24 protein-coding genes and 3 tRNA genes are annotated in these 23757 nt (G+C 70.9%); 14 read left to right on the top strand and 13 right to left on the bottom strand.

What is annotated here, in order from left to right:
• Positions 1-193: 193 nt before the first annotated feature.
• Both Vqi01_RS15745 and Vqi01_RS15740 read right to left on the bottom strand, forming a co-directional pair.
• A complete protein-coding gene (locus Vqi01_RS15745; RefSeq protein ID WP_372444366.1) occupies positions 194-1687 on the bottom strand; it encodes a dihydrolipoyl dehydrogenase family protein in 1494 nt (497 codons plus the stop codon).
• Between the two features lie 80 nt (positions 1688-1767).
• A complete protein-coding gene (locus Vqi01_RS15740; RefSeq protein ID WP_204035539.1) occupies positions 1768-2712 on the bottom strand; it encodes a phytoene/squalene synthase family protein in 945 nt (314 codons plus the stop codon).
• A gap of 63 nt (positions 2713-2775) precedes the next feature.
• Between Vqi01_RS15740 and Vqi01_RS15735 the strand changes: the two genes are divergently transcribed.
• From Vqi01_RS15735 to Vqi01_RS15695, 9 genes are all read left to right on the top strand, one after another.
• Entirely contained in the window at positions 2776-3924 is a 1149-nt protein-coding gene (locus Vqi01_RS15735) for a polyprenyl synthetase family protein (RefSeq protein WP_204035538.1), read from the top strand.
• Between the two features lie 30 nt (positions 3925-3954).
• The gene (crtI, locus tag Vqi01_RS15730) at positions 3955-5493 is read left to right on the top strand and encodes a phytoene desaturase family protein (RefSeq protein WP_204035537.1); all 1539 of its coding nucleotides are present in this window, start codon (positions 3955-3957) and stop codon (positions 5491-5493) included.
• Positions 5493-6071 carry an isopentenyl-diphosphate Delta-isomerase gene (idi, locus tag Vqi01_RS15725; RefSeq protein ID WP_372444365.1) on the top strand — a complete coding sequence of 193 codons (579 nt, stop codon included), beginning with the start codon at positions 5493-5495 and terminating at the stop codon, positions 6069-6071. Before crtI ends, idi begins: the two co-directional genes overlap by 1 nt.
• On the top strand, positions 6061-7011 hold the full coding sequence (locus Vqi01_RS15720; RefSeq protein ID WP_204035536.1) for a MerR family transcriptional regulator: 951 nt from the start codon (positions 6061-6063) through the stop codon (positions 7009-7011). Before idi ends, Vqi01_RS15720 begins: the two co-directional genes overlap by 11 nt.
• A 124-nt stretch (positions 7012-7135) precedes the next feature.
• Complete coding sequence (locus Vqi01_RS15715; protein ID WP_204035535.1) at positions 7136-7942, top strand: polysaccharide deacetylase family protein; 807 nt, start codon at positions 7136-7138, stop codon at positions 7940-7942.
• Between the two features lie 155 nt (positions 7943-8097).
• Positions 8098-8170 (top strand) — tRNA-Glu (locus Vqi01_RS15710).
• Positions 8171-8203: 33 nt separating this feature from the next.
• Positions 8204-8277 (top strand) — tRNA-Asp (locus tag Vqi01_RS15705).
• Between the two features lie 102 nt (positions 8278-8379).
• Positions 8380-8453, top strand: a tRNA-Phe gene (locus tag Vqi01_RS15700).
• Between the two features lie 1015 nt (positions 8454-9468).
• Entirely contained in the window at positions 9469-9981 is a 513-nt protein-coding gene (locus tag Vqi01_RS15695) for an SRPBCC family protein (protein ID WP_204035534.1), read from the top strand.
• Positions 9982-10020: 39 nt separating this feature from the next.
• On the opposite strand, the gene Vqi01_RS15690 is transcribed toward Vqi01_RS15695, so the two are convergent.
• A complete protein-coding gene (locus tag Vqi01_RS15690) occupies positions 10021-10410 on the bottom strand; it encodes a hypothetical protein (RefSeq protein ID WP_204035546.1) in 390 nt (129 codons plus the stop codon).
• Positions 10411-10564: 154 nt separating this feature from the next.
• Here Vqi01_RS15690 and Vqi01_RS15685 point away from each other — a divergent pair, with 154 nt between their 5' ends.
• The gene (locus Vqi01_RS15685; RefSeq protein WP_204035533.1) at positions 10565-11911 is read left to right on the top strand and encodes an ABC transporter substrate-binding protein; all 1347 of its coding nucleotides are present in this window, start codon (positions 10565-10567) and stop codon (positions 11909-11911) included.
• Between the two features lie 102 nt (positions 11912-12013).
• Here Vqi01_RS15685 and Vqi01_RS15680 read toward each other — a convergent pair whose 3' ends face one another.
• Both Vqi01_RS15680 and Vqi01_RS15675 read right to left on the bottom strand, forming a co-directional pair.
• Positions 12014-12760 carry an enoyl-CoA hydratase/isomerase family protein gene (locus tag Vqi01_RS15680; RefSeq protein ID WP_204035532.1) on the bottom strand — a complete coding sequence of 249 codons (747 nt, stop codon included), beginning with the start codon at positions 12758-12760 and terminating at the stop codon, positions 12014-12016.
• Positions 12757-13650: a 3-hydroxyacyl-CoA dehydrogenase family protein gene (locus Vqi01_RS15675; protein ID WP_204035531.1), complete on the bottom strand. Its 894-nt coding sequence runs from the start codon at positions 13648-13650 to the stop codon at positions 12757-12759. The genes Vqi01_RS15680 and Vqi01_RS15675 overlap by 4 nt, the downstream gene beginning before the upstream one ends.
• A 193-nt stretch (positions 13651-13843) precedes the next feature.
• Between Vqi01_RS15675 and Vqi01_RS15670 the strand changes: the two genes are divergently transcribed.
• A complete protein-coding gene (locus Vqi01_RS15670; RefSeq protein ID WP_204035530.1) occupies positions 13844-14140 on the top strand; it encodes a hypothetical protein in 297 nt (98 codons plus the stop codon).
• A 73-nt stretch (positions 14141-14213) separates the two neighbouring features.
• Here the strand turns inward: Vqi01_RS15670 and Vqi01_RS15665 are convergent, their stop codons facing one another.
• On the bottom strand, positions 14214-14993 hold the full coding sequence (locus Vqi01_RS15665; RefSeq protein ID WP_204035529.1) for a class I SAM-dependent methyltransferase: 780 nt from the start codon (positions 14991-14993) through the stop codon (positions 14214-14216).
• A 54-nt stretch (positions 14994-15047) separates the two neighbouring features.
• Here Vqi01_RS15665 and Vqi01_RS15660 point away from each other — a divergent pair, with 54 nt between their 5' ends.
• Positions 15048-15428 (top strand): PPOX class F420-dependent oxidoreductase, encoded by a 381-nt coding sequence (locus Vqi01_RS15660; protein WP_204035528.1) that lies wholly within the window; start codon positions 15048-15050, stop codon positions 15426-15428.
• 154 nt (positions 15429-15582) lie between these two features.
• Here Vqi01_RS15660 and Vqi01_RS15655 read toward each other — a convergent pair whose 3' ends face one another.
• Positions 15583-15792 (bottom strand): BldC family transcriptional regulator, encoded by a 210-nt coding sequence (locus Vqi01_RS15655; protein WP_007073996.1) that lies wholly within the window; start codon positions 15790-15792, stop codon positions 15583-15585.
• 312 nt (positions 15793-16104) lie between these two features.
• Positions 16105-16944 carry a DUF8083 family protein gene (locus Vqi01_RS15650; RefSeq protein WP_204035527.1) on the bottom strand — a complete coding sequence of 280 codons (840 nt, stop codon included), beginning with the start codon at positions 16942-16944 and terminating at the stop codon, positions 16105-16107.
• 241 nt (positions 16945-17185) lie between these two features.
• Between Vqi01_RS15650 and Vqi01_RS15645 the strand changes: the two genes are divergently transcribed.
• A complete protein-coding gene (locus Vqi01_RS15645) occupies positions 17186-18268 on the top strand; it encodes a Leu/Phe/Val dehydrogenase (protein WP_204035526.1) in 1083 nt (360 codons plus the stop codon).
• Positions 18269-18575: 307 nt separating this feature from the next.
• Positions 18576-18788: a DUF3073 domain-containing protein gene (locus tag Vqi01_RS15640; protein ID WP_204035525.1), complete on the top strand. Its 213-nt coding sequence runs from the start codon at positions 18576-18578 to the stop codon at positions 18786-18788.
• Positions 18789-18930: 142 nt separating this feature from the next.
• Here Vqi01_RS15640 and amcA read toward each other — a convergent pair whose 3' ends face one another.
• The 5 genes from amcA to Vqi01_RS15615 form a co-directional block, all read right to left on the bottom strand.
• Positions 18931-19164, bottom strand: a complete 234-nt coding sequence (gene amcA, locus Vqi01_RS15635; RefSeq protein WP_204035524.1) for a multiple cyclophane-containing RiPP AmcA — start codon at positions 19162-19164, stop codon at positions 18931-18933.
• Positions 19133-20236 carry a cyclophane-forming radical SAM peptide maturase AmcB gene (gene amcB, locus Vqi01_RS15630; RefSeq protein ID WP_307825117.1) on the bottom strand — a complete coding sequence of 368 codons (1104 nt, stop codon included), beginning with the start codon at positions 20234-20236 and terminating at the stop codon, positions 19133-19135. Before amcB ends, amcA begins: the two co-directional genes overlap by 32 nt.
• Before the next feature lie 174 nt (positions 20237-20410).
• Positions 20411-21565 carry a phosphoribosylformylglycinamidine cyclo-ligase gene (gene purM, locus Vqi01_RS15625; RefSeq protein WP_204035522.1) on the bottom strand — a complete coding sequence of 385 codons (1155 nt, stop codon included), beginning with the start codon at positions 21563-21565 and terminating at the stop codon, positions 20411-20413.
• A 61-nt stretch (positions 21566-21626) separates the two neighbouring features.
• On the bottom strand, positions 21627-23216 hold the full coding sequence (gene purF, locus Vqi01_RS15620; RefSeq protein WP_204035521.1) for an amidophosphoribosyltransferase: 1590 nt from the start codon (positions 23214-23216) through the stop codon (positions 21627-21629).
• A gap of 164 nt (positions 23217-23380) precedes the next feature.
• Positions 23381-23743 carry a sterol carrier family protein gene (locus tag Vqi01_RS15615; protein ID WP_239098420.1) on the bottom strand — a complete coding sequence of 121 codons (363 nt, stop codon included), beginning with the start codon at positions 23741-23743 and terminating at the stop codon, positions 23381-23383.
• Between the last annotated feature and the right edge of the window lie 14 nt (positions 23744-23757).

The raw sequence follows: 23757 nt of genomic DNA, 5'->3' as shown, positions 1-23757 counted from the left end.
CACCCCGCTCCCCGCTCCCCGCTCCCCGCTCCCCGCTCCCCGCTCCCCGCTCCCCGCTCCCCGCTCCCCGCTCCCCGCTCCCCGCTCCCCGCTGATCTTGCACTTTGCGTCGGGACAAAGGCCTACGTAACCGGCAATCCGGCGACCGAAAGTGCAAGATCGCCGGGGAGAGGGGTGGCGGCGGGGAGGGGGGTCAGGAAGTGAGGTTGTGCAGGGCGTCGGAGATGGCGCGGTGGAAGGTCGGGTACGCGTAGATCATGTGCCGGAGCTGGGCCAACGGGACCGCCGCGTGCACGGCCACCACCAGCCCGGACAGCACCTCGCCGCCGGCCGGGCCGGCCGAGGTGGCCCCGACCAGCACCCCCTGGTCGGCGTCGGCGACCAGCTTGATGAAGCCCTCGTCGTCGGTCTGGTGGATCCAACCGCGAGTGGACGAGGAGAGCTTGGTGAAGCCCACCTGCACGTTGATGCCGCGCTCGCGGGCCTGCTGTTCGGTCAGGCCAACTGCGCCGACCTCCGGGTCGGTGAAGGTGACCCGGGGCAGCGCCCGGTAGTCGGCGCGGGGCACCGACCCCGCCGAGCCGCTCGATCCGGTTGCCGCCAACGAACTGGCCACGCCGGCCGCGCCGCCGACGATGCTGGCGGTACCGCTGGGGTCGGCGCCGTCGCTGGCCCGCCGGACGTGGTCGAGCACGTCGGCGACGACGATGGCCGCCTGGTACATGGCGACGTGAGTGAAGGCGCCCTCGCCGGTCACGTCGCCGACCGCCCAGACCCCGTCGGTGACGTGCAGCCGGTCGTCGACCGACAGGTACCGTCGGCCGGCGTCCACACCGATCGTCTCCAGCCCCAGCTCGTCCAGGTGGGCACGGCGCCCGGTGGCCACCAGCAGCCGGTCGGCGGTGAACTCCTCGCCTGCGGCGCCGTGCAGCGTGAAGCCACCCGAGCCGTGCTCGACCCGGGCCGCCTCGACCCCGGTACGGATCTGGACGCCATCGGCGCGCAGCGCGGCGGCGACTGCCTCCGACGCCTCCGGCTCCTCGACGGCGAGCACGCGGTCCGCCGCTTCCACCACGGTGACGCGTACGCCGAACCGAGCGAACACCTGGGCCAGTTCCAGCCCGATCGCCCCGCCGCCCAGCACCAGCAGCGATCCTGGCAGTTCCTCGACCTCGACTGCCTCGCGGTTCGTCCAGTACGGGGTGTTTGCCAGCCCGTCGATCGGCGGCACCGACGGCTTGGTGCCGGTGCCCAGCACGATGCCGTGCCGGGCATGGAAGACCTGGTCGCCGACGCGAACGCGGCCCGGCCCGTCGAGCCGGCCGCTGCCCCGGACCAGCCGCCCGCCCTTGCCGATGAACCGTTGCACTGCGGCACGGTCGTCCCAGTTGTCGGTGGCCTCTTCGCGGATCCGTTTCGCCACCGGCGCCCAGTCGGGACGAAGCTGGGCGCTGCCACCCAGCCCGTCGATCCGACGCGCCTCGGCGATCGCGTTCGCCGCCCGGATCATCATCTTGCTCGGGATGCAGCCCCAGTACGGGCACTCCCCGCCGACCAGGTTTCGCTCGATTCCGACGACGGTGAGCCCGGCCTCGGCGAGTCGGCCGGCGACCTCCTCACCGCCGACCCCGAGCCCGAGCACGACCACGTCCACGTCCACGTCCACGTCTGACAGTTCCGGCTCCACCATCCCGCCAGCATCGCGCACCACCGGCCCCGCGGGCCAGCCGAGCGCCGCCGACAAGAGGGACGCGGTAGCAGCCCGGGCTAGCACACCACCGGGCCGGGCATGACGCCGGCCACCGGCACCGGCGATGCGGGCGGCACGACCGGCGTACCGGCCGGGGTGAGCAGGGCTCGGCCGGCCACCGCCACCCGGTGCCGCTGCGGCACGGTGGCCCGCCGGGCGAACACGTCGTAGCCCTGGGCAGCCACCTCGTCGAGGATCCCGCCGTAGAGGGCGTACGCGGTGCGGATGCAGGCCTGTGAGCCGGCGTCGAGCAGGATCACCCCCGGTGCCGCGGCGGCGTAGTGCGCCTGGGCGCGGCCCACCTCGTACCGGATCAGCTCGCGCACCGCTTCGGTGGCCCGGCCGACGGCGCGGCAGCCCGCCAGGTCGTCCGGAGTCACCCCGAACGCGGCCAGGTCCTCCTCCGGCAGGTACGTCCGGCCCCGGCCCAGGTCTTCGGCCACGTCCCGGATGAAGTTCGTGAGCTGGAACGCGAAGCCGAGCTGACGGGCCGGCTCCCGGGCGGCCGACGGGTCGGAGCTGCCCAGGATGGGCAGCATCATGGTGCCGATGACCGCGGCGGATCCCTCCATGTAGTCCAGCAGCTGGCCATAGCTGCGGTACGACGTCACGGTCAGGTCCATCGCCATGCTCTTGAGGAATGCGGCGAAGTCCTCCCGGTCCAGATCGAAGACGGCGATGGTGTGCAGCACCGCCGGCAGCAGTGGGTCGTCGACCTGCTCACCGTGCAGCCCGGCGACGAACCGCCCACCCCAGTCATCGAGCTGGGCGGCGCGCTCGGCCGGCGGCAGGGCCTCGGTCTGATCGACGATCTCGTCGGCGTACCGAGTGAATCCATATAAAGCGTGCACATGACGCCGTTTCCATGCGGGCAGCAGTCGGGTGGCCAGATAGTAGGTGCGGCCATGACGTCTGTGCAGCTCACGGCACCTGCGGTAGGCGGCGGCGAGATCCAGGTCCACGGCCCCTCCTCTAAATCGACGCATCAATCGACGCATCTTGCACTTTAGGGTACGCTCAGCCTCATGGCCAAAGACGCACCAACGGGTAACCTGCTCCGTGTGGTGCCTGAACAGCCAATCGATGGAGATGATCCGATTCGGGCCGTTCTGGCCGCCTACACCCGGGATGTCATCGCGGCCGTCGACCGGACCCTGACCGAGTTCCTCGCCACCGAGGTCGGCGCGCTGGACGAAATCGACGCAGCCATGGGTGATTTCGCCGCCACGGCGCGCGACTACGTCCTCGGTGGCGGCAAGCGGGTCCGCCCGACCTTCGCCTACTGGGGATGGCGCGGAGTGGTCGGCGGCGACCAGCCGGTCGAACCGGTACTGCCCGCCCTGGCCACCTTGGAGCTGCTGCACACCTTCGCGCTGGTCCACGACGACGTGATGGACGCGTCCGCCACCCGGCGGGGCCGGCCGACCGCGCACGTGGCGGTGGCCGCCCGACACGCGGCCGACGGCCGCAACGGGGACTCCGCACGCTTCGGCGAGGCGGTCGCCGTCCTGATCGGCGACCTCTGCATCGTATGGGCCGACCAACTGCTGGCCCGCACCGAGCTCCCGGCGCCCCAGCTGCTCGAGGTCCGGCGCGGCTACGACCGGATGCGGGTGGAGACGATCGCCGGGCAGTACCTCGACATCCTCGGCGAGACCGATCCGGCCAACTGGTCGGTGGACCGGGCGCTACGGGTGGCCCGCTACAAGACCGCCAGTTACACCGTCCTGCGCCCGCTGCTGTTCGGCGCCAGCCTGGCGGGTGCCGACGACCCCGCACTGATCACCGCGTACACCCGCTACGGCCGCTCGGTCGGCGAGGCGTTTCAACTCTGCGACGACCTGCTCGGCGTCTACGGCGACCCGAGCACGACCGGTAAGCCGGCCGGCGACGACCTGCGCACCGGCAAGCCGACGGCCCTGCTCATGCTGGCCCGGCAGTTGGCCACCCCGGCTCAGCGCCGGGCGCTGAACGGCGCCGGCCCCCGCGACGAGCCGGAGATCGCGCGGTTGGCCGAGGTGGTGGTCGACACTGGCGCGGTCGACCGGATCGAACGGATGATCGGCGAGCGGATCGAGGACGCGCTGTCGGCGCTCGACACCGTCGCCGTCGACGGGACCGCGCGTACCGCGCTCGTCGGCCTCGCGTCCGCCGCCACCCGCCGGTCGGCATGATGGGCTCCGCACGCAGGGAGGTGGTCGCCGGTGCGAACCGTTGACGGACGTACGGACCGGGTGGTGGTCGTCGGTGCCGGGCTTGGCGGTCTCGCCTGCGCGCTGCACCTGGCCGGCAGCGGACGGCAGGTGACCGTCCTGGAACGCGAGCCGGTGCCGGGCGGGCGGGCCGGGCGGCTCAGCCTCGACGGCTACGAGTTCGACACCGGCCCGACCGTGCTCACCATGCCCGACCTGATCGCCGAGGCCCTCGGCGCGGTCGGCGAGGAGCTGACCGACTGGCTCGACCTGGTCCCGCTGGACCCCGCCTACCGGGCCTACTACCCGGACGGGTCCACGCTCGACGTGCTCACCGACACGACCCGGATGGCGGCGGAGATCTCCCGGGTCTGCGGGCCGCGCGAAGCCGACGGCTACCTCCGGTTCGTGGACTTCGCCCGCAAGCTGTGGCGGCTGGAGCGGGCCGATTTCATCGAGCGCAATCTCGACGCACCCACCGACCTGCTCACCGCCAACCTGCTCAGGCTGGTGGCCAACGGGGCCTTCCGACGCCTCCAGACCAAGATCGACCAATTCTTCCGGGATCCACGCACTCGGCGGATCTTCTCCTTCCAGGCCATGTACGCCGGCCTCGCACCGCACGACGCGCTGGCCATCTACGCGGTGATCGCGTACCTCGATTCGGTGGCCGGCGTCTACTTCCCGCGCGGCGGCATCCACGCGGTCTCCCGGGGCCTGGCCGGCGCCGCCGAGAAGCACGGCGTGCAGATCCGTTACAGCTGCACGGTGACCCGGGTGGAGACCGCGAACGGCCGGGCCACCGGCGTGCTGACCGCCGACGGCGAGTTCGTCCGAGCGGACGTGGTGGTGCTCAACCCCGACCTGCCGGTGGCCTACCGCGACCTGCTTCCGCCGTCCCGCCCGCGCCGGCTGACCTACTCGCCGTCCTGCGTCGTCCTGCACGTCGGCTCGACCCAGGGCTACCGGCGGATCGCCCACCACAACATCCATTTCGGGCGGGCGTGGAAGGGCACGTTCGACGAGGTGATCCGGCGTGGTCACCTGATGACGGACCCGTCCCTGCTGGTCACCAACCCGAGCCGCACAGACCCGGCGGTGGCGCCCGCCGGCCGGCACACCTACTACGTGCTCGCCCCGGTGCCCAACCTCGACCGGGCATCACTCGACTGGCGCGGCGACCTCACCGACCGCTACACCGACCGGCTCGTCGCCACCCTGGAGCAGCGCGGCTACGTCGGCTTCGGCGCAGGCGTCGAAGTCCTCCGGGCGGTCACCCCGGCCGAGTGGGCGGAGCAGGGCATGGCGGCCGGCACCCCCTTCGCCTCGGCGCACACCCTCTTCCAGACCGGTCCGTTCCGGCCGTCGAACATCCACCGGTCATTGTCCAACGTGGTCTTCGTCGGCTCGGGCACCCAGCCTGGCGTCGGCGTTCCGATGGTGCTCATCTCCGGCAAGCTCGCCGCCGGACGGGTGATCGGGAAACGGCCCGTGGGCGCCAGCAGGCCAGCACAGCAGAGCACCAACGTCACGAACGGAGGACGGCACTGATGCCAATGTCCCGAGAGGGTCACCTGGTCGAACTGGTCGACGACGCGGGTCGGCCGGTCGGCGAGACCACCGTCGCCGCCGCCCACCGGCCGCCGGGTCAGCTGCATCGCGCCTTCTCGGTGCTGCTGGTCGCGCCCGACGGCCGGGTGCTGATCCAGCGCCGCGCCGCGGTCAAGACCCGCTTCCCGCTGCGCTGGGCCAACGCCTGCTGCGGTCACCCCCAGCCCGGTCAAACCCCGGCGGAGGCCGCCAACCGCCGGCTGGCGGAGGAGTTGGGCGTCGGCCCCGTACCGCTGACCGAGATCGGGGCCTTCGTGTACCGCGCCGAGGACCCGGCCACCGGACGGGTCGAGGTGGAGTACGACCATGTCCTGCGAGGCGAGTTCCGACCGGACACTCCGCTACGCCCCGACCCGGCGGAGATCGCCGAGCTGCGCTGGGTCGATCCGGCGGCGCTGGCCGCCGAAATCGCCGGAGAACCGGACGCGTACGCCCCCTGGCTGAGTGGCGTCCTGGATCGGTTGCTGCGCTCCTCGAGCCCCGCCGACGACGCGTCGGAGCGGTCGGGTGGCCGATGAGGCGTTGAGCGCCGGGGCGACCGCCCGTCGGTTGGGCGTGGCGGTGACCACACTGCGCACCTGGCACCAGCGGTACGGCCTCGGGCCCAGCCAGCACGTCCCCGGGCACCACCGGCGTTACACCTCGGCCGACCTGGTCCGGCTGGACATCATGCGTCGGCTGACCGCCGAGGGGGTCAGCCCGGCCGAGGCGGCCCGCTGGGCCCGGCGGGCATCCGACGACACGGTGCCCGGCGGCGCCAGCGTCCGGGCCGGGTCGAGGGGTGTCCGGGACGGCGGCGGCACGGCCATCCCGGTCGGCCGCGCCGGCCCGGCGGCCCGCGGACTGGCCCGCGCCGCGATGCGGCTGGACACCGTGGCGATCAGCGAGACGATCACCCGGAGCATCGCCACCGACGGAGTCGTCCGGACCTGGGATCTCCTGCTCCGTCCGGTCCTCGTCGGCATCGGTGAGCGGCACGCCGCGACCGCCGCCCTGATCGAGGTCGAGCACCTCTTTTCGCGCTGCGTCTCGGCGGCGTTCGCCGCCGTCGTGGCGGGCCGTCCCGCCCCCGCCGCGCCGCCCCGCATCCTGCTCTCCTGCGCTGACGAGGAACAGCACAGCCTGCCGCTGGAGGCGCTTGCCGCCGCCCTCGCCGAGGCCGGCGTGAGCCATCGGATGCTCGGTGCCCGGGTGCCGGTGAGCGCCCTGCTCGACGCGATCGGCCGGACCGGCCCGGCCGCCGTGGTGATCTGGTCGCACATCCGGTTCACCGCCGACGCAGCCCAGCTCACCGCCCTGCTCACCGCGCCGCGCCGCCCGCTCCTGGTGCTCGCCGGCGGGCCTGGTTGGCAGGCCGAGACCCTGCCCGCCGGGGTGATCCGTCCGGTCGACCTGGCCGAGGCGGTCGCGCTCGCCGTCGCCGTACGCGACTCGCTGGACCAGGCCGCCGCCTCCTGATCCCTCCGATGCAAGCCGTCGAGGTACGGAAAGCTGCCGCGTCCTGACCCGCCGTTGATCCCTCGGAAACGGGTGAACTAGCGTCTGAAGGTCCGCGTACCCCGACCCCCCTCGGGAGCGAACGATGCGTCCTCGTGCTCTGCTCGCCTGCGCCACCGGCCTGACCGTTCTGCTGATGTCCGGCTGCGCCGGCGCGAAATCGCCCGAATCCGACAATCCACCCACCCCACCGCCCCCCTCGGCCGCCCTGCCACCGCAGGCGGAGCCGGCACCGACGCCTACGCCGAAGCCGACGCGCAGCAAGCCATCCAAGCCGCCCCTACGGCCGCTACCCGCCAAGCTGCCGGCCGGTCTGGTCCGTACCACCGGGGTACCGGAGGTGGCCCTCACCTTCGACGACGGCCCGGACCCGGTTTGGACCCCGAAGGTGCTGGACCGTTTGAAGAAGGCCAAGGTCACCGCCACCTTCTGCGTGGTGGGTACGCAGGTCCGCAAGCACCCCGAACTGGTCCGCCGGATCGTCCGGGAGGGGCATCAGCTCTGCAACCACAGCTGGCGTCACGACCTCGACCTGGCCCGACGGCCGATCGCCGAGATCCGCGCCGACCTGGTCCGCACGAACAAGGAGATCCGGCGGGCGGTGCCCGACGCGGAGGTGCCGTTCTACCGGCAGCCCGGTGGCCGGTGGACCGCCGAGGTGGTGAAGGTCGCGCGGAAGCTGGGCATGCGATCGCTGCACTGGACGGTCGACCCGAGGGACTGGGCCAAGCCGACCGCCGCCACGATCGAAAAGCGGGTGAAGCGTTCCGCCAAGCCCGGCGCGGTCGTGCTGCTGCACGACGGCGGCGGCGACCGCGCCGCCACCCTCGCCGCCTGCCACCGGATGATCGCCGCCCTCAAACGTGACCACGGCGTCGCGGGTCTCCGCTGACCCCCCTCCTGAGCTGCGGCTATTCGAGGCGCTGGGCCTACGGCCATACCGGTTTGGTCGTCGGGTGAGGCATCACGTATGCTTTCCAAGCCTCCGGCGGGGCCGGATGGGAGCAAGTCCGCACAACGTTGCGAGTGTGCAATGATGGCGGGGCCGCCCTCATCGTCTAGCGGCCCAGGACGCCGCCCTTTCAAGGCGGTAGCACGGGTTCGAATCCCGTTGGGGGCACGGTCCGGCTTCGGCCGGATGCGACAACAGCTAGGTCCTGTGGAGCAGTCGGAGTGCTCGCCGCCCTGTCAAGGCGGAGGTCGCGGGTTCAAGTCCCGTCAGGACCGCAAGCGCCGACGCCGCGCACCACGCGCGGCGTTCCGCGTATCGGGGAGTGTGACCCACGCGGCGGCCATCCCGCCGTCCGGGTAGCATGAACCGAGCAACAAGGCCAGGTAGCTCAGTTGGTACGAGCGTCCGACTGAAAATCGGAAGGTCGGCGGTTCGACCCCGCCCCTGGCCACATAGCCTTTCGCCGGGCTATTGCAGCGCCGACCAGCGGAAACGCCGGGTCGGCGTTTTGCTTGTTGCCCCGTGACCAACCCGTCTCGTGTCATCGACGGGCACCGAGTGCGGCCGGTATGGAGCACACGCGAAGCGGCCGCGCCCTGTCGACCTGGCACGAGCGGCCCCGACCGGGGCCGCGTTAAAGACGGACAGAAATTCCGCCGAGCAGGATGGCGGCGGTGAGAGCGACGCCGGCCTGGTTGGTCTGGCGCGTGGCTGCTGGCGAACCGGTGGACAGGTGGACCGGTTCACCTGGTGGCGCGCCGACTTGTACGCCTCTCGGCGGGCCAGCGCCGCGCAAGCTGGCTGGCCTGGCGCAGCGGCGTTCCGCCTAGTGCTGCTGCCCTTTCAATCCGGCAATAAATGATGGCGAGGTGGGTCCGGGCGTGATGACCGCTGCGCCTGGGGATGCGGACGGCACGGGTTGCGGCATCTCGGGGTGTTCGGGCGCCCAGGGCGGGCACGTGTTACGGCATGTGGGCGTATCCCGTCCTTCGAGTGGCACGGGTTGCGGCATGTTGGGGCTTCCGGGCCGGCCGAGACCGCGACTTGCGGCATCCTGCGCCACAGGACCGCGAGTTGCGGTGTCCAGTGCGAGGGTGCCGTTGCGGACGTGGTCTCATCGCCCGGCCGCCTGGCGTGCCCAGGATCCGCCCCGGCCGCCTCCGCCCTGTTGCCGATCGCTCTAACGAGGCAGTGGCGACGACCTGGTGCGAACTCCAGGCCCGGGCACAGCATCGCGGCCGCCCTCGTCCGACGAGTGATTCCTGAATCGCGGCGCGTTGCCTGGTCGACCGGCTGCCGCTGGCGGCCTTCAATGGCAAGGATCACGTTGACTTCGCCGAATACGACGGCCTGCCCCTCTTCGACGTTTCGTAGTTAAACGCCCGTCGAGGGGGTCGGGCGCCGGCGGGCAGGACGGGCTTCAGGAGAGCTGCGCATCCGGGCATCAGACGGTATGGTCCGGGCCTATGGGACACGGGATGGCCGATGCGACCGACATCAGGCAGGACCATGACCGGTTTGCGCTTCGCAGCACCCTGCTGGTCCCTACCTCCGCTGATCGGGCCTACGCGGCGTTCACTGGAAAACTCGCCGACTGGTGGGTGACGGAATACACCTGGTCCGGGCCGGGCGTACTGGCCGAATTGGGGATGGAGCCCCGGGCCGGCGGGATGCTCTACGAGGTCGGTCCCTACGGGTTCCGCAACGACTGGGGTCGCGTACTCACCTGGGACCCGCCCCGCCGCCTGGTCTTCACGTGGCAGATCGGCGCGGACCGCGCGCCGGTGCCCGACCCGGCGCGGGCCAGCGAGGTCGAAGTGCTCTTCAATCCCGAAGGGGCCAGCACCCTGGTCGAGGTCACGCACCGGCACTTCGACCGGCATGGCGAGGCCGCGGAGGGCTACCGGGAGGCGTTGACCGCCGGCTGGCACGAGCTGTTGTCCCGCTTCGCCGCGATCGTGGCCGACAACCGGACGTGAGATCGCCGAGGGCCGGCGACGGTCGCGCCCGGACGGTGGTCAGCTGGCCCGGTGCCGCAGCGTGGCCACGGTCGAACCGGCGAGGGTGAGCAGGCACTCCGGCAGCAGCCCGTCGGCCTGCGCCGCACCGAACAGCGCCTCCGCCGTGTCCAGGTCGGAGTTGGCGTACGCGCTGACGAAGCGGGCCACCCACCGGGCGTCGTACCCGGCCTGGTCGATCCCGGGAAAATCGAGTGCGCAGGCACCTGGCGGAACCGGATCGCCGACCATCGTCGCGGCCAGGCACCAGGCCACGTCGTACACCCCGGCCAGACCGGCCCGGTCGACCACCGCGTCGAATGTCCCCGCCACGGCCTCGGAGTCTCCGTCGAGCGCCGAGCGGAGGATGGCGGCGGCGTCGTCGTGCGTCTGCTGTGGCGAGTCGGTCACCCACCGCACAGTAGGGGTGTGGGTCAAGAACCAACTCATGGCTACTCTCCGTGCATACCGACGTCGACCTGCGGATAGCCGGACCTCCATGGTCCCGCTGACCGGAACGGCGCGCTAATCTGCGCACCGGACCTTCGCCGGAGGAAGGACGACAATGCACATGTCACGGGGCTCGCGGACGGCTCTTCTCGCCTCCTGTGCAGCGCTCCTGCTCGCCACCAGCGCCTGCGGAGACGACCAGCCCGAGGAGGCGGCGACCCAACAGGTGCACCTCTACGGCACCGACGGCAACATGTCGAACTCGTATCCGGAGGAGTTGGGCGATCGCGCCGGCCTGGTAAACGGCATGAAGGGCACCACGCCCCTCACACCGCTGCCCGAGGACTTCAAGAAGCGGCTACTGTCCGTCGATCCGCAGCTGGACGGCTTCCTCTACGCCGCCGAGGCGTACGACGCGGTGGTGATCAGCGCTCTCGCGGCCGAGGTGGCCGGCACCACCGATCCGGCGGCCATCGCGAAGCAGATCGTCGGCATCACCAACGGGGGCACCCGCTGTGGCACCCCGGCTGAGTGCCTGCCGCTGGCCCGCGACGGTGAGGACATCGAGTATCGCAGTGTCTCGATCACCCGGGCCGGGTTCACCGACGCCGGCGAGCCGGCCACCGCCAGCTACGCGACACTGCACTTCGACGGGGATCGGCTCAACGACGCCAAGATGGAGTTCGTCGGCGCCGGTGACGAGTCGGCGGCGAGCGCCAAGTCGCCGCCGAAGGTGGACCGCTCGTCCAACGGTGGCGACGCACCGCTCGTCCTCGGCGGGCTGCTGCCCAAAACGGGCGACCTGGCGCTGGCCTACCCGCCGATGGCCGCCGGTGCCGCGCTGGCGATCAAGGAGCTCAACGACGCCGGTGGCGTGCTCGGCAAAGACGTGGTCTGGATCGACGGCGACGACGGCACCAACCCCACGGTCGCCAAGGCGACCGTGGCCCGCCACCTCGCCGAGGGGGTACACGTGATCATCGGTGCCGGTGGCTCCGGGATCACCGCCGCCGTGCTGGATGACGTGGTGAAGAAAGGACGGATCCTGTTCTCCCCGTCGAACACTGCGGCGAGCCTGACCAGCGCGGAGGACCGGGGCCTCTACTTCCGCACCGCACCGCCGGACAGCCTCCAGGGCCGGGCACTGGCCGACGTCATCCTCCGGGACGGGCCGCACAAGATCGCCATTGTGGCCCGTAAGGACTCCTACGGCGAGGGCCTGCAGGACGTCGTCCGGTCCGAGTTGGAGCGGGCCGGTTTCGGTGGCGACAAGGTGCGGCTGCTCAGCTACGAGCCTGGTGAGGGCGCCGAGGCCCCGCCGATCGACTTCAGCGACGGCGCCCGGCAGATAAAGGAGTTCGGCGCGGACGCTGTCCTGATCATCGGCTTCAGCGAGTCCGCCGCGGTGGTCCGGGCGCTCGCGGACGCCGACGTACCGCTGGCGGCACTGGCCCGGCGCTGACCCGCTGACCCGCTGGCTCGCTGGCTCGCTGACCCGCTGGCTCGCAACAGCACGACGGCCGCACCGGATCCGGTGCGGCCGTCGGAACGGTCTCCGGCCACCTCAGCGCCCGCGCCGCCGGTCCAGGAACTCCGTCATCCGGCGATGCTTCTCCTCGTCCTCGAAGAGCACCGCCTGGCTGACCAGGTCCAGCTGCGGGTGAGCGGCGGGCGGGGCGTCGACGGCGAGTTTGGTCAACCGCAACGCCAGCGTCGATCCCTCGGCCATTTCGTCGATCAGCTCGTGGGCCGCCGGCAGCAGCGCCTCCGGTGCCGGCACCATTCTGTTCACCAGACCGATCCGCAGCGCCTCCGCGGCGTCCATCCGCCGCCCGGTGAACAGCAGTTCCTTGGCCCGGGCCTCGCCGATCAGCGCCGGCAGCCGGTGGGTCGCACCGGCACCGGCCAGGATGCCCAGTCGCACCTCGGGCTGCCCGAAGACCGCGCGCTGGGTGCACACCCGCAGATCACAGGCGTACGCCAACTCGGCGCCGCCGCCCAGCGCCGGTCCGTCGACGGCCGCCACGGTCGGCAACGGCAGGGCCCGGATCCGGGCGAAGGCGGCCGCGTTGATCGCGGCGAGCGCCTCCAGCCGTCCCCGCTCGCGCAACTGGCCGATGTCGGCCCCGCCGGCGAAGATTCCGTCGGTTCCCCCGGTCAGCAGCAGCATCCGGGGGCGGGCCTCCAGCTCGGCGCAGACCTCGTGCAGCGCGGCGATGAGGTCGGCGTCGATAGCGTTGCGCTTCTCCGGTCGGTCCAGGGTGACCACCAGCCGGTCCGGGCGCTCCTCGACTCGCAGGCTCTTGCTCATCGCGCCGCCTCCGATCCGGGCAGCTCGGTGCCGCCCGCACGGACACCGTCGGCCCAGTGGTAGAAGCCCTGGCCGGACTTCTTGCCCAGCCAGCCCGCGGCGACCATTTCCACCAGCAGCGGCGGCGGAGCGAACCGGTCCCCGTACGCGGCCTGGAGCGTACGGGCGATGTCGAGGCGCACGTCCAGCCCCACCAGGTCGGTCAGCTCCAGCGGCCCGACCGGGTGCCGGTAGCCGAGCACCATCGCCTTGTCGATGTCGGCGGGGCTGGCCACCCCGTCGGCGACCATCCGGATCGCCTCCAGCCCGAGAGCCACCCCGAGTCGCGACGTGGCGAAGCCGGGCATGTCGCGTACCACGACGGGGTCCTTGCCCAGCCGGCCGGCGAGCGCGACGGCCGCGTCGGTGGTCTCGCCCGCGGTGGCCGGGCCGACCACGATCTCCAGCAGTGCCATGGCCCAGACCGGGTTGAAGAAGTGCAGCCCGCAGAAGCGCTCGGGTCGCGTCAACCCCTGGGCGAGGTCGGCGATGGGAATGCTGGAGGTGTTGCTCCCGAGCAGCGCTGGCCGCAGGGTCTCCGCCTCGGCCAGTACCGCCCGCTTCAGGTCGAGCCGCTCCGGCACCGCCTCCACGATCACGTCCGGTGTTTCGGTCACCTCGGCAAGCCCGGCCCGCAGGGCGACCCGCTTCCGGTTGGCCGTGGCCTGTTCGGCGCTGAGCTTGCCGCGCCGCACGGCCCGGTCCCACAGTTGCGCGAGCCGCTCCACGGCCGCCTCGCCGCGCGCCCGGTCCACCTCGACCAGCTCCACCAGGTGGCCGGCGTCTGCCGCCACGTACGCGATACCGAGACCCATCGTGCCCGCCCCGATCACGACGAACCGCTCAGTCATGGCGCCACCACCGCACAGTGACGATTTCCGGCTCACTGATGTCGCCGGCGCGCGGGATCGCCACCACGCCGGAGCCAGCCCGTACGCTCCGCTCAGTCATGGTGGGACCCTATGCAGCACCCGTCACGGCCACATGCGTGGGGGCGGGTGGGGCCGGGTACTGATCACCGACAACCAAGGGAAGGACGAGCGGATGAGCCAGGCACCGGAGACCGCGGGCGGAGCGGGCACCGAGGAGACCGTCGAGACGCGCGGCGAGGAGCGCGTCGACCTGCTACGTGCCGACACGAACAACGACGGCCGGACCGACGTGTGGGTGGTGGACACCGACGGCGACGGCAAGGCCGACCTGTTCCAGTTCGACACCGATGGCGACGGCAAGGTGGACGTCACGATGGTCGACCTCGATGAGGACGGCCAGCCCGACGAGATCGTCGACGGCGACGGCGGCCTCCCCCCGGAGCAACTCCCCCCCACCGTCCAGGTGTAAGGAAGGGCCCCTTGTTAACGCCTCCGGTATAGCAAGGGGCCCCTATTAACATCTGCCGACGCGCGACGGGGGTTCAGGCGGCCAGCCGGAGCGTGGCGAGGTAGTACGGAGCGTCCCGGTCGTCCACCTCAGCCAGTCGCCACCCGGAACCGCTGACCAGGTCGGCCAGCTCGTCGGGTGAGCAGACCAGATAGTCGAACCACGGCGTACCGAGTTCGCGGTAGCGCAGCCGCAGTCGTAGCTGCCCACCGAGGCGGCCCCGCCGGCGGTTGTACTCGTGGTAGCCGGTGTGTACGGGGTCTCGCGTGCCGTACGGATCGGTACCGTGCGCGATCACCTGCGCCCCCGGGTTGGCCATCGCGGCCAGGGCGGCGAGGAAGACGGGTGCCCGTTCCCGGCCCTCGAACAGCCCGAGGTTGTTGCCGAGCAGCAGGAAGGTGTCGTAGCGCCGCCCGCTCGCGGCGTGTGCGTCGACGGTGCCGTGCACGAGGTCGCGTACGCCCCGGCGGCGGCACACCTGAAGCGCCCCGGGCGAGACGTCCAGCCCGGTGACCGGTACGCCGCGCGCCTGGAGCAGCAGCGCGATCCGCCCGGCACCGACGCCGATGTCCAGGGTGTCGCCGCGCACCCGGTCCACCGCCCGGTGGTCGTGCGGTTGCCAGTCCTGCGGCCCGTCGAGATAGTGCGCGGCCGGCGCGCCGTTGATCAACCCGTCGTCGCGCTCGATGACCTCGATGACCGGGCGGGGAAGACGCCCGCCGGCCAGTGGCCGGGGACCGACCCCGGTGGCCACGGCCAGCGCGTCACGCAGCAACTCCCCGAAGACGTCACCGATCTGTGGTTCTCCCGTCACATTCGCCACGCTATCCGGCCGCCCGGTCAGCGGCGGCGCCCGTATCCTTGGCGCGTGACCACGTTGGATCGCCTCGCGGCGGAGAAATACATTCTCCTCACGACCTTCCGCAAGGACGGTCGCGCGGTGCCGACCCCGGTCTGGGCGGTCCGCGACGGTGACGCGCTGGCGGTGTGGTCGGCGGCCGACGCCGGCAAGGTGAAGCGGATCCGGCGCAGCGGGGAGGTCACGGTCGCGCCATGCGACGTACGCGGCCGACCGCACGGCGAGGCGGTGCCGGCCCGGGCGAGCCTGTACGACCCGGGGGCGACCCGCCGGATCCGCGGGCTGATCAAGCAGAAATACCGCGTGCTCGGTCGACTGACGCTGCTCGGTAGCCGGCTGCGCCGAGGCGAGGGCGGGACGGTGGGGATCCGCATCGAGCTGGCCGAATAAGGGTTCGGCAACAGGGCGGTGGAGGGGCGGTCACCGGCGGGCTCCGCGGAATGATCCAAGGCATCCGGCGGGTCCCGCGGAATGATCCAGGGCATGACGAAGGGCGGCGGATGGGGTCCGCCGCCCTTCGAGAAGCTTGCTATGGGTCAGCCGGTCAGTCGCCTTGGCGCTGCTGCGGGATCTGCCCCTGCAGCAGCGCCCTGACCTCGGACTCCCGATAACGGCGGTGGCCGCCGAGGGTCCGGATGGCGCTGAGCTTGCCAGCCTTCGCCCAACGGGTCACCGTCTTCGGGTCGACACGGAACATCGACGCCACCTCGGCCGGTGTAAGTAGCGGCTCTGGTTCGTGCGTTCGCGATGCCATCGGTCACTCCTCCACATGTATAGACATCGGCCGGGGTCCCGCCGGCCGACGCGTCTCCCATGGTCCGGCTAGTCCCCGATGTCCGACATGGGCCGAACGGCCGAACGTCCCTAGACGGACGGATGAACCATGCCCGATATATACTACCTTTACCCCCCAGAAGCCACCTTATTCGGACTCATGATCACGGTTCGTGATGCGTCAACTACGAAGTCCCCTCGCGTCAAGGGGCGGAACGGGGACAAACGAGGGCCAGTGCCACTTTCTGCCGATGAGCAGGACCGTCCCAGGGCGGCCGGGACCGAGGGGCCACTAATTGCAGCGTTCCAGAAGTTGCACGGCGCGCCAGCGAGCCACCAGCCTGTCGTAGGCGGTGGACGCCTCCTCCGCCTCGCCCCGGGCCAGCCCGGCGAGCCCCGCCGCGACCAGTTCCGGCGAGTCGTCGGCGGCCAGCGTCTCATCCGAGAGCAGCTCGACCAGCCCGCCGTAGTCCAACTCGACCACGGAACGCGGGTGGAACTCCTCCAGCCACCGGGCGGCCTCCTCGACCGCCTCGGTGATCGGCGCCTCGCCGACCGACTTGCGCAACACGGCCAAGGCCCGGGACGAACGGCGGCGGGCCTTGGAGATTTCCGTCCGGAAACGCAACGAACGCCGGTGAGGCGCGGTGACGTGGTGGCGCTCCTGCGGCTCGAACAACACGAACCACCGCAGCGGTACGCCCCAGGTCGCGATCTGCTCGTGCACTCGCGGCACACCGTGCTCCAGCACCCGCGCGCCGCTGCGCCAGTCATCCACCACCGCCTTCGCCTGCCCGGCCAGCACCGGCGGAACGAACGCGTCGGCCAGCACGGGTGGCACTCCGTCCCGCGCGCTCAACGCGGCCTCGGCAACCCGGATGCGCAGATTCCACGGGCACACCAGCAGGCTCTCGTCCGTCTCCAGCACGTACGCCTCGTCCGGCAGGTCGGGCAACCGGGTCCAGCCGGCACCGAGCGCCTCGATCACGGAGCTGCGCTGCCGCCCGGGGCCTTCCACCGGTGCCACCGCCCGCCCTTGCTCGACGTAGCGTCGCCAGTACGACTGACGATCCCGATCGAAGGCAGTCAGCGGCTCGTACACGCGCAGGTATGAGGCGAAGAGCGACGGCACGGCGCGATCCTCCCACGAACCACAAGCCGAGCGTTGCTCGGCGTCATCAATGGACAGCCGACAAACACCGCCGGACCGCGCAATCGACAGTACGCAGAGACAGGCCCGCAGGGCGGGACAGTGCTGTCGAGGGGAGCGGAACCGGGGCGGCCGATATTAGGCTCGCAGCACCGGCAACATCCCCGCCGACATACATCAGGTCCGCGTCCCACAAGGACGCCCGCCGACGCAGGAGCCAGCCATGGGCGTATTCGCCACCACGGACGACCCCGAGACCACGGGTCACGAGCAGGTCGTATTCTGCCAGGACAATCAGACCGGCCTAAAGGCGATCATCGGCATCTACTCCACCGCACTGGGCCCCGCGCTCGGCGGCACCCGCTTCTACCCGTACGAAAGCGAGGAGGCCGCCCTCGCCGACGTGCTCGACCTGTCCCGCGGCATGGCGTACAAGAACGCCCTCGCGGGCCTGGACCTGGGCGGCGGCAAGGCGGTGATCTGGGGCGACCCGGAGCAGATCAAGAGCGAGGCGCTGCTGCGCGCCTACGGCCGCTTCGTGCAGTCGCTGGGTGGCCGGTACTACACCGCTTGCGATGTCGGCACCTACGTGCCGGACATGGACGTGATCGCCCGCGAGACCCGGTACGTCACCGGCCGCAGTGTCGAGCACGGTGGCGCCGGAGACTCCTCGATCCTCACCGCCTGGGGCGTGTTCCAGGGCATGCGGGCGGCGGTCGAGCACGCCTGGGGCGTACCGACACTGCACGGCAGGCGGGTCGGGATCGCCGGCCTGGGCAAGGTCGGCAAGTGCCTCCTTGGCCACCTGCTCGACGACGGCGCCGAGGTGGTCGCGGCCGACGTGAACCCCCGGGCCCTGGAGTGGGCCCGTACCACCCACCCGCAGGTGACACTGATCGAGGACGCTGCCGCGTTGGTGGCCGCCGACATCGACGTGTACGCCCCATGCGCCCTCGGCGGCGCGCTGAACGACGATACGGTGGTGGCGCTGCGCGCGAAGGTGGTCGCAGGGGCGGCCAACAACCAGCTCGCCCACCCGGGCGTCGAGAAGCTCCTCGCCGACCGGGGCATCCTCTACGCGCCGGACTACGTGGTGAACGCCGGTGGCGTGATCCAGGTGGCGGACGAGATCGAGGGTTTCGACTTCGAGCGGGCCAAGCTGCGGGCGACCCGGATCTACGACACGACCCGGGAAATCCTCCGGCTCGCCGACAGCGACGGCGTCCCTCCGGCGGTGGCCGCCGACCGGCTGGCCGAGCGGCGGATGGCCGGGATCGGCCGACTGCGCATGATCCATCTGCGCTGACGCACCGCCGCCAGCGACCGGCCTCGGGGACGGGCGATTGGTTCCGTCCTCGGGGGCCCGGTCGGACTAAAATGAAAGTGCGGCGGTTTCACACGATTCATCCCGGTGTCACGACCGTTCCCGGCCTCGCCCCTTACCGGGTACAATGGGTGACGACCGGTAAGAACGCAACTCGCGGCAGCGGTCGACGGTAACCCGAGGTGCCGAACGATGGCATCCCCATGTACCGTAAGAGCCACGAGAGATGCCTGACGTCATCGGGGCCCGCCTTCGGGCTGCCCCGCATTCTGTGCGAGGGGGTCGAGCCATGGGGCGCGGCCGTGCTAAGGCCAAGCAGACAAAGGTGGCGCGGGAGTTGAAGTACCACTCCCCGAACACCGACCTCGCCGCCTTGCAGCGAGAACTCGGCGGCAGCGGCAAGTCGAACCGCAACTTCGACGACGACTACAACGAGTACGTCGACGACGACGAGGACCACGCCGAGGACGACCCGGACACCTGGGTCCGTCCAACCCGCTGACACCCGGTCACATCTGAGCACGCGGTAACTTCCGCGTGCTCACGTATGTGACCGTTCTGCGGCGGCGTGCCACCCGACGATCCGAGGGCCTGCCACGCCCGGTGCGATGCTCCGGACGTGGCAGGCTCCGGCTCTGGCCCCGTCAACGGGGCCGGTTGTTCCAGTTGTAGAACGTCGGGATGTTCTCGAAGTGGTTCCAGGCGCAGACCGCGCTGGACCCGTCGCCGCCCGCCACCTCCGCCCGTGCCTCGCGCGCGACCTCGGCCTCATGGAGCAGCGCGGTGAGCCCGACGCTGGCCGCACGGATCCGGTCGGCGACATCCGAACCGCCCCCCGTACCACGCTCAGGCTCCCGGTGACTGGTGGTCTCGGGCATGCTCCAACACTCCCTCCAGTAGGCGGATCTTGCTGTTACGGCAGTGTTCCGTCTCTGTGGCGTCAAAACGCCCCAGCTCGAAGTAGCGGTTCGCCGCATGGCCACCGCCACAGAAACCGAAGTACGGGCACGACGAGCGGCACGCCTCCACCCCGGTCAGGAACTCGCCCACCCAGGGCGTACGGGCCGCGTCGGCGAGGATCGCGTGCAACGGTGTGGTGAGCACGTTCCCGCTGGTGAAGTCGCCGTAGCGCGGATCCGTGAAACCGGCCAGCTCGGGCGAGAGCACCACCACCGAGCCGTCGTGCGCCACGGTCGGGATCGGATCGAGCTGGCCGGGTAGCAGGTCGTCAGCGCTGCCGTCCAGCACCGCCGCGGCGTACCGCAGGGACCACTCGATCTCCCGCAGATGGATCCGAGGATCCCGCCGCCAGGCCGCGACCAACTCGGCCCAGAAGGCGGTGACCGCTGCGGCATCGTGGGAGTTGTCCCGGGTGTTGACACCCTCGGTCTCCTCGATGTTCACACCGAGTACCTCGCAACCGAGGTCGAGGCAGTACTCGTAGAGCTCCGTCGCCCGGCCGGGCGACGGGTCGTTCACCACCGAGAGCGCCGAGAACGGCACCCCGTGCCGCCGCAGCGCCGCCACGCCGCGGACGATCCGATCGTACGCGGGCCGGCCGGACCGGCTCACCCGATCACCGTTGCGCTCCCGGGGCCCGTCCACGCTCACACTGACCCGCATCCGGTGCGCCACGAAGAACTCGCACCACGCGTCGTCGATCAACGTCGCGTTGGTCTGGACGTGGTGTTCCAGCGCGGGGTCGAACGGTGCCATCAGCACGGCGAGATGCTCACGCCCGGCTGCCAACGGTTCGCCACCGTGCCAGACGACCGAGAACCGCCCCGAGGTTGCCCACCGGTTCACCGAGCCGGCGACCGCCTCGGCCACCTCGACCGGCATCCGGCGGTCCAGGGCGCGCAACGGCAGGTAGCAGTACGCACAGTCGAGGTTGCAAAGGGTGGTCGGCTGCATCACGACGTACGACGGGACGGTGGCCAGGCCCCGCATCCCGCGCATCGACCGTCCCCGCGCAGCCATCGCCCTCCTCTGTAGCGGTTGACGGCTGCCGGGCGCACCCCAGCGCGGGCGCACCCCACAGCTACGAGGGTGCCCTTCAGGCTAGGCTGCCACGGCCACTCGGGTGAAGCCCTGTTCAGGTGGTTGGACAGTCATCCGGTGTCTTCACCCGCGGGTGTGCTGGCCGACCATCCGCACCTCACCGGTCCCCTCGATGATCTCGCCGACCTGCCAGGCGTCCACCCCACGCCCGGTCAGCGTCGCCAGGGCGCGGTCGGCGTCCTCCGCCGAGACGACCGCGAACATCCCGACACCCATGTTGAAGGTCGCCTCCATCGCCTGGTCCTCGATCCGGCCCTTGGACTGGATCAGGTCGAAGACCGGCTGCGGCTTCCAGGTGGAGCGGTTGACCACCGCGTCCACATGCTCGGGCAGAACCCGCACCAGGTTGCCGGGGATGCCGCCGCCGGTGACGTGGGCGAACGCCCGAACCTCGGCCTCGGCGATCAGCTTGAGGCAGTCCTGCGCGTAGATCTTGGTGGGAGTGAGCAATTCCTCGCCGAGGGTGCGCTGCCGCCCGAAGTCCTCGATCACGACGTCCAGTCGCATCCGCCCGGCACCGAGCAGCACGTGCCGGACCAGGGAGTAGCCGTTCGAGTGCAGGCCGGACGAGCGCATGGCGATCACCACGTCGCCGACCTCGACCCGCTCCGAGCTGAGGATCTCGCTCTCCTCCACCACGCCGACGCCGGTGGCGGAGATGTCGTACTCGTCGGGGCGCAGCACACCCGGGTGCTCGGCGGTCTCCCCGCCGAGCAGGGCGCAGCCGGCGTACCGGCAGCCGTCGGCGATCCCGGCGCCGATCTCGGCGACCTTCTCCGGTACGACCTCGCCGGTGGCGATGTAGTCCAGCAGGAACAGCGGCTCGGCGCCACAGGCGACGAGGTCGTCGACGACCATCGCGACCAGGTCGATACCGACCGTGTCGTGGATGTCCATCTGCTGAGCGATCACCAGCTTGGTGCCGACTCCGTCGGTGGAGGAGGCCAGGATCGGGTTCTTGTATTTCGTCGTGTCCAGCCGGAACAGGCCGGCGAAGCCGCCGAGGTCGCCCATCACCTCCGGCCGACGGGTCTGCTTCACCTTGGACTTCAGCAGCTCGACCGCGCGGTCGCCCGCCTCGATCGACACGCCGGCGTCCGCGTAGGAGACCGAGCGTTTGCGAGTTGAGCGGCCGGTGCCGGCCTTCCAGGGCTGGCGATCGCCCCCAGCGCCGGTCGGGCTGCTTCCTGCGCCGCTGCGCTCGGACACGTGCGTCACGGTTCTCCCCTTTGTTTCTCGGCTGCCACGTCGACGTGACCGACGCCACAGCCGGGCGGTGCTATGGGCGGTTTGTGGTCGCCGACATTCTCAGGTCGGAGCGCGGGCTGAAGTCGTCGTCGCCGCTCGGCGCAGCGACGACCGGAGGGACGGTCTGCTCTCCGGTGTCGGTGCCGCCGGCCGCACCGTACGCGACCCGGCGCCCGATCCCTTCGAGCACGTGCTTGCCGATCAGGTTGTCGACGGGCAGTTCGATCGGGTACTCCCCATCGAAACACGCCCGGCACAGCCGGCTCTTCGGCTGCTCGGTCGCGGCGATCAGACCGGGCAGCGAGACGTAGCCGAGCGTGTCCGCGCCGATGGAACGCCGGATGCCGTCGTTGTCGAGGCCGTTGGCGAGCAGTTCGGCACGGGTGGCGAAGTCGATGCCGTAGAAGCAGGGCCAGGAGACCGGCGGTGAGGAAATGCGTACGTGCACCTCCACCGCGCCGGCTTCACGGAGCATCCGTACGATCGCGCGTTGGGTGTTGCCCCGGACGATGGAGTCGTCGACCACGACCAGGCGCTTGCCGCGCACGTTCTCGCGCAACGGGTTGAGCTTGAGCCGGATCCCCAGCTGACGCAGGGTCTGCGACGGCTGGATGAAGGTGCGCCCGACGTACGGATTCTTCACCAGACCGGCGCCGTAGGTGATGCCGGACTCCTCGGCGTAGCCGATCGCGGCCGGGGTGCCGGACTCGGGCACCGGGATGACCAGGTCGGCCTCGACCGGGTGCTCCTTGGCCAGTTGGCGACCGATCTGCACCCGGGCCGCGTGCACGTTCCGACCCGCGATGGTGGCGTCCGGGCGGGCGATGTAGACGTACTCGAAGAGACAGCCCTTGGGCTCGGGGGCCGCGAACCGGGTCGACCGCAGGCCCTCGGCGTCGATCGCGATCAGCTCGCCGGGCTCGACCTCGCGGACCACGCTGGCACCGACGATGTCCAGCGCAGCCGTCTCGCTGGCCACCACCCAGCCCCGGTCCAGCCGGCCGAGCACCAGCGGGCGTACCCCGTGCGCGTCACGCGCCGCATAGAGGGTGGTCTCGTCCATGAAGACGAAGCTGAACGCACCCCGCAGTCGCGGCAGCACCTCCAGCGCAGCGGCCTCGACGGAGAGATCTGGTCGACTGGCCAGCAGCATGGTGACCAGCGAGGTGTCGTTGGTCGAACCGTCCGTCCGCAGGCCCCGCTCGATCACCTCGCCCTGGAGCTCGGCGGTGTTGACCAGGTTGCCGTTGTGGGCCAGCGCGATGGTGATGCCGGAGCTGGTGGCGCGGATGGTCGGCTGGGCGTTCTCCCAGGTCGAACCGCCCGTCGTCGAGTACCGGGTGTGCCCGATCGCGACGAAGCCGCGCAGGCTCGCCAGCGTCGGCTCGTCGAAGACCTGAGCCACCAGCCCGAGATCCTTGTAGACCACCACGCCGGAGCCGTCGCTGACCGCTATGCCGGCCGCCTCCTGCCCTCGGTGCTGCAACGCGTACAGGCCGAAGTAGGTCAGGTTGGCGACCTCTTCGCCGGGCGCCCAGACGCCGAAGACGCCACACGCGTCCTGTGGGCCGGGTCGTTGAGGATCAAGGTCGTGGCTCAGCCGGCCGTCGCCTCGGGGCACCTGCCGCTCCCTCTTGCTGGTCTGGACTGGCCTGGCGGGTAGCACGAGTGCTGCTCCGCACCGCACGGCCGGGACCACACTGTTCGTCGCGAGACAGTGTACGCGAATTCGCGTCGACACACACAGTCACGATTTCGGAGCTTTCCGTCATCACCAACTGGACCTCATCCCAGTTCGAGGGGCAGATGTGCGGACAGGTCCGCCCGCGACCCACTCGCCCGTACGCGACCCTCTGTTACCGCCCGAGTCCAGTCGAGTCGTCCGGTGGCCAACCTGAGCCAGGTTTCCGGATCCATCTCCACCGTGTTCGGTGGCGCACCACGGGTGTGTCGCGGCCCCGGAACACACTGAACTGCACCGTAAGGTGGGACACGCACCTCCACCGATTGGCCGGGGGTGCGGGCCGCAAGGACGTTCAACAGCACCCTGACCGCCTCGCGGAGCACCAACCGTTCGGGCGTGCGCCCCGCATCGAGCGCCGCCACCGCCGTCGCGACCGCTGCGGACTTACTGTACGGAGAGGACACGACGGGACGATACG

Source organism: Micromonospora qiuiae, assembly GCF_016863555.1.
Taxonomy (GTDB): Bacteria; Actinomycetota; Actinomycetes; order Mycobacteriales; family Micromonosporaceae; genus Micromonospora; species Micromonospora qiuiae.
This window is presented reverse-complemented; position numbering and strand designations above follow the sequence as displayed.

What these genes read in the sequence shown, in the direction of transcription:
- Vqi01_RS15735 (WP_204035538.1), top strand. Translation starts at nt 2,776, where the DNA reads ATGGCCAAAGACGCACCAACGGGTAACCTGCTCCGTGTGGTGCCTGAA.
- idi (WP_372444365.1), top strand. Translation starts at nt 5,493, where the DNA reads ATGCCAATGTCCCGAGAGGGTCACCTGGTCGAACTGGTCGACGACGCG.
- Vqi01_RS15715 (WP_204035535.1), top strand. Translation starts at nt 7,136, where the DNA reads ATGCGTCCTCGTGCTCTGCTCGCCTGCGCCACCGGCCTGACCGTTCTG.
- Vqi01_RS15695 (WP_204035534.1), top strand. Translation starts at nt 9,469, where the DNA reads ATGGGACACGGGATGGCCGATGCGACCGACATCAGGCAGGACCATGAC.
- Vqi01_RS15685 (WP_204035533.1), top strand. Translation starts at nt 10,565, where the DNA reads ATGCACATGTCACGGGGCTCGCGGACGGCTCTTCTCGCCTCCTGTGCA.
- Vqi01_RS15680 (WP_204035532.1), bottom strand. Translation starts at nt 12,760, where the DNA reads ATGAGCAAGAGCCTGCGAGTCGAGGAGCGCCCGGACCGGCTGGTGGTC.
- Vqi01_RS15675 (WP_204035531.1), bottom strand. Translation starts at nt 13,650, where the DNA reads ATGACTGAGCGGTTCGTCGTGATCGGGGCGGGCACGATGGGTCTCGGT.
- Vqi01_RS15670 (WP_204035530.1), top strand. Translation starts at nt 13,844, where the DNA reads ATGAGCCAGGCACCGGAGACCGCGGGCGGAGCGGGCACCGAGGAGACC.
- Vqi01_RS15655 (WP_007073996.1), bottom strand. Translation starts at nt 15,792, where the DNA reads ATGGCATCGCGAACGCACGAACCAGAGCCGCTACTTACACCGGCCGAG.
- Vqi01_RS15645 (WP_204035526.1), top strand. Translation starts at nt 17,186, where the DNA reads ATGGGCGTATTCGCCACCACGGACGACCCCGAGACCACGGGTCACGAG.
- Vqi01_RS15640 (WP_204035525.1), top strand. Translation starts at nt 18,576, where the DNA reads ATGGGGCGCGGCCGTGCTAAGGCCAAGCAGACAAAGGTGGCGCGGGAG.
- amcA (WP_204035524.1), bottom strand. Translation starts at nt 19,164, where the DNA reads ATGCCCGAGACCACCAGTCACCGGGAGCCTGAGCGTGGTACGGGGGGC.
- amcB (WP_307825117.1), bottom strand. Translation starts at nt 20,236, where the DNA reads ATGCGGGGCCTGGCCACCGTCCCGTCGTACGTCGTGATGCAGCCGACC.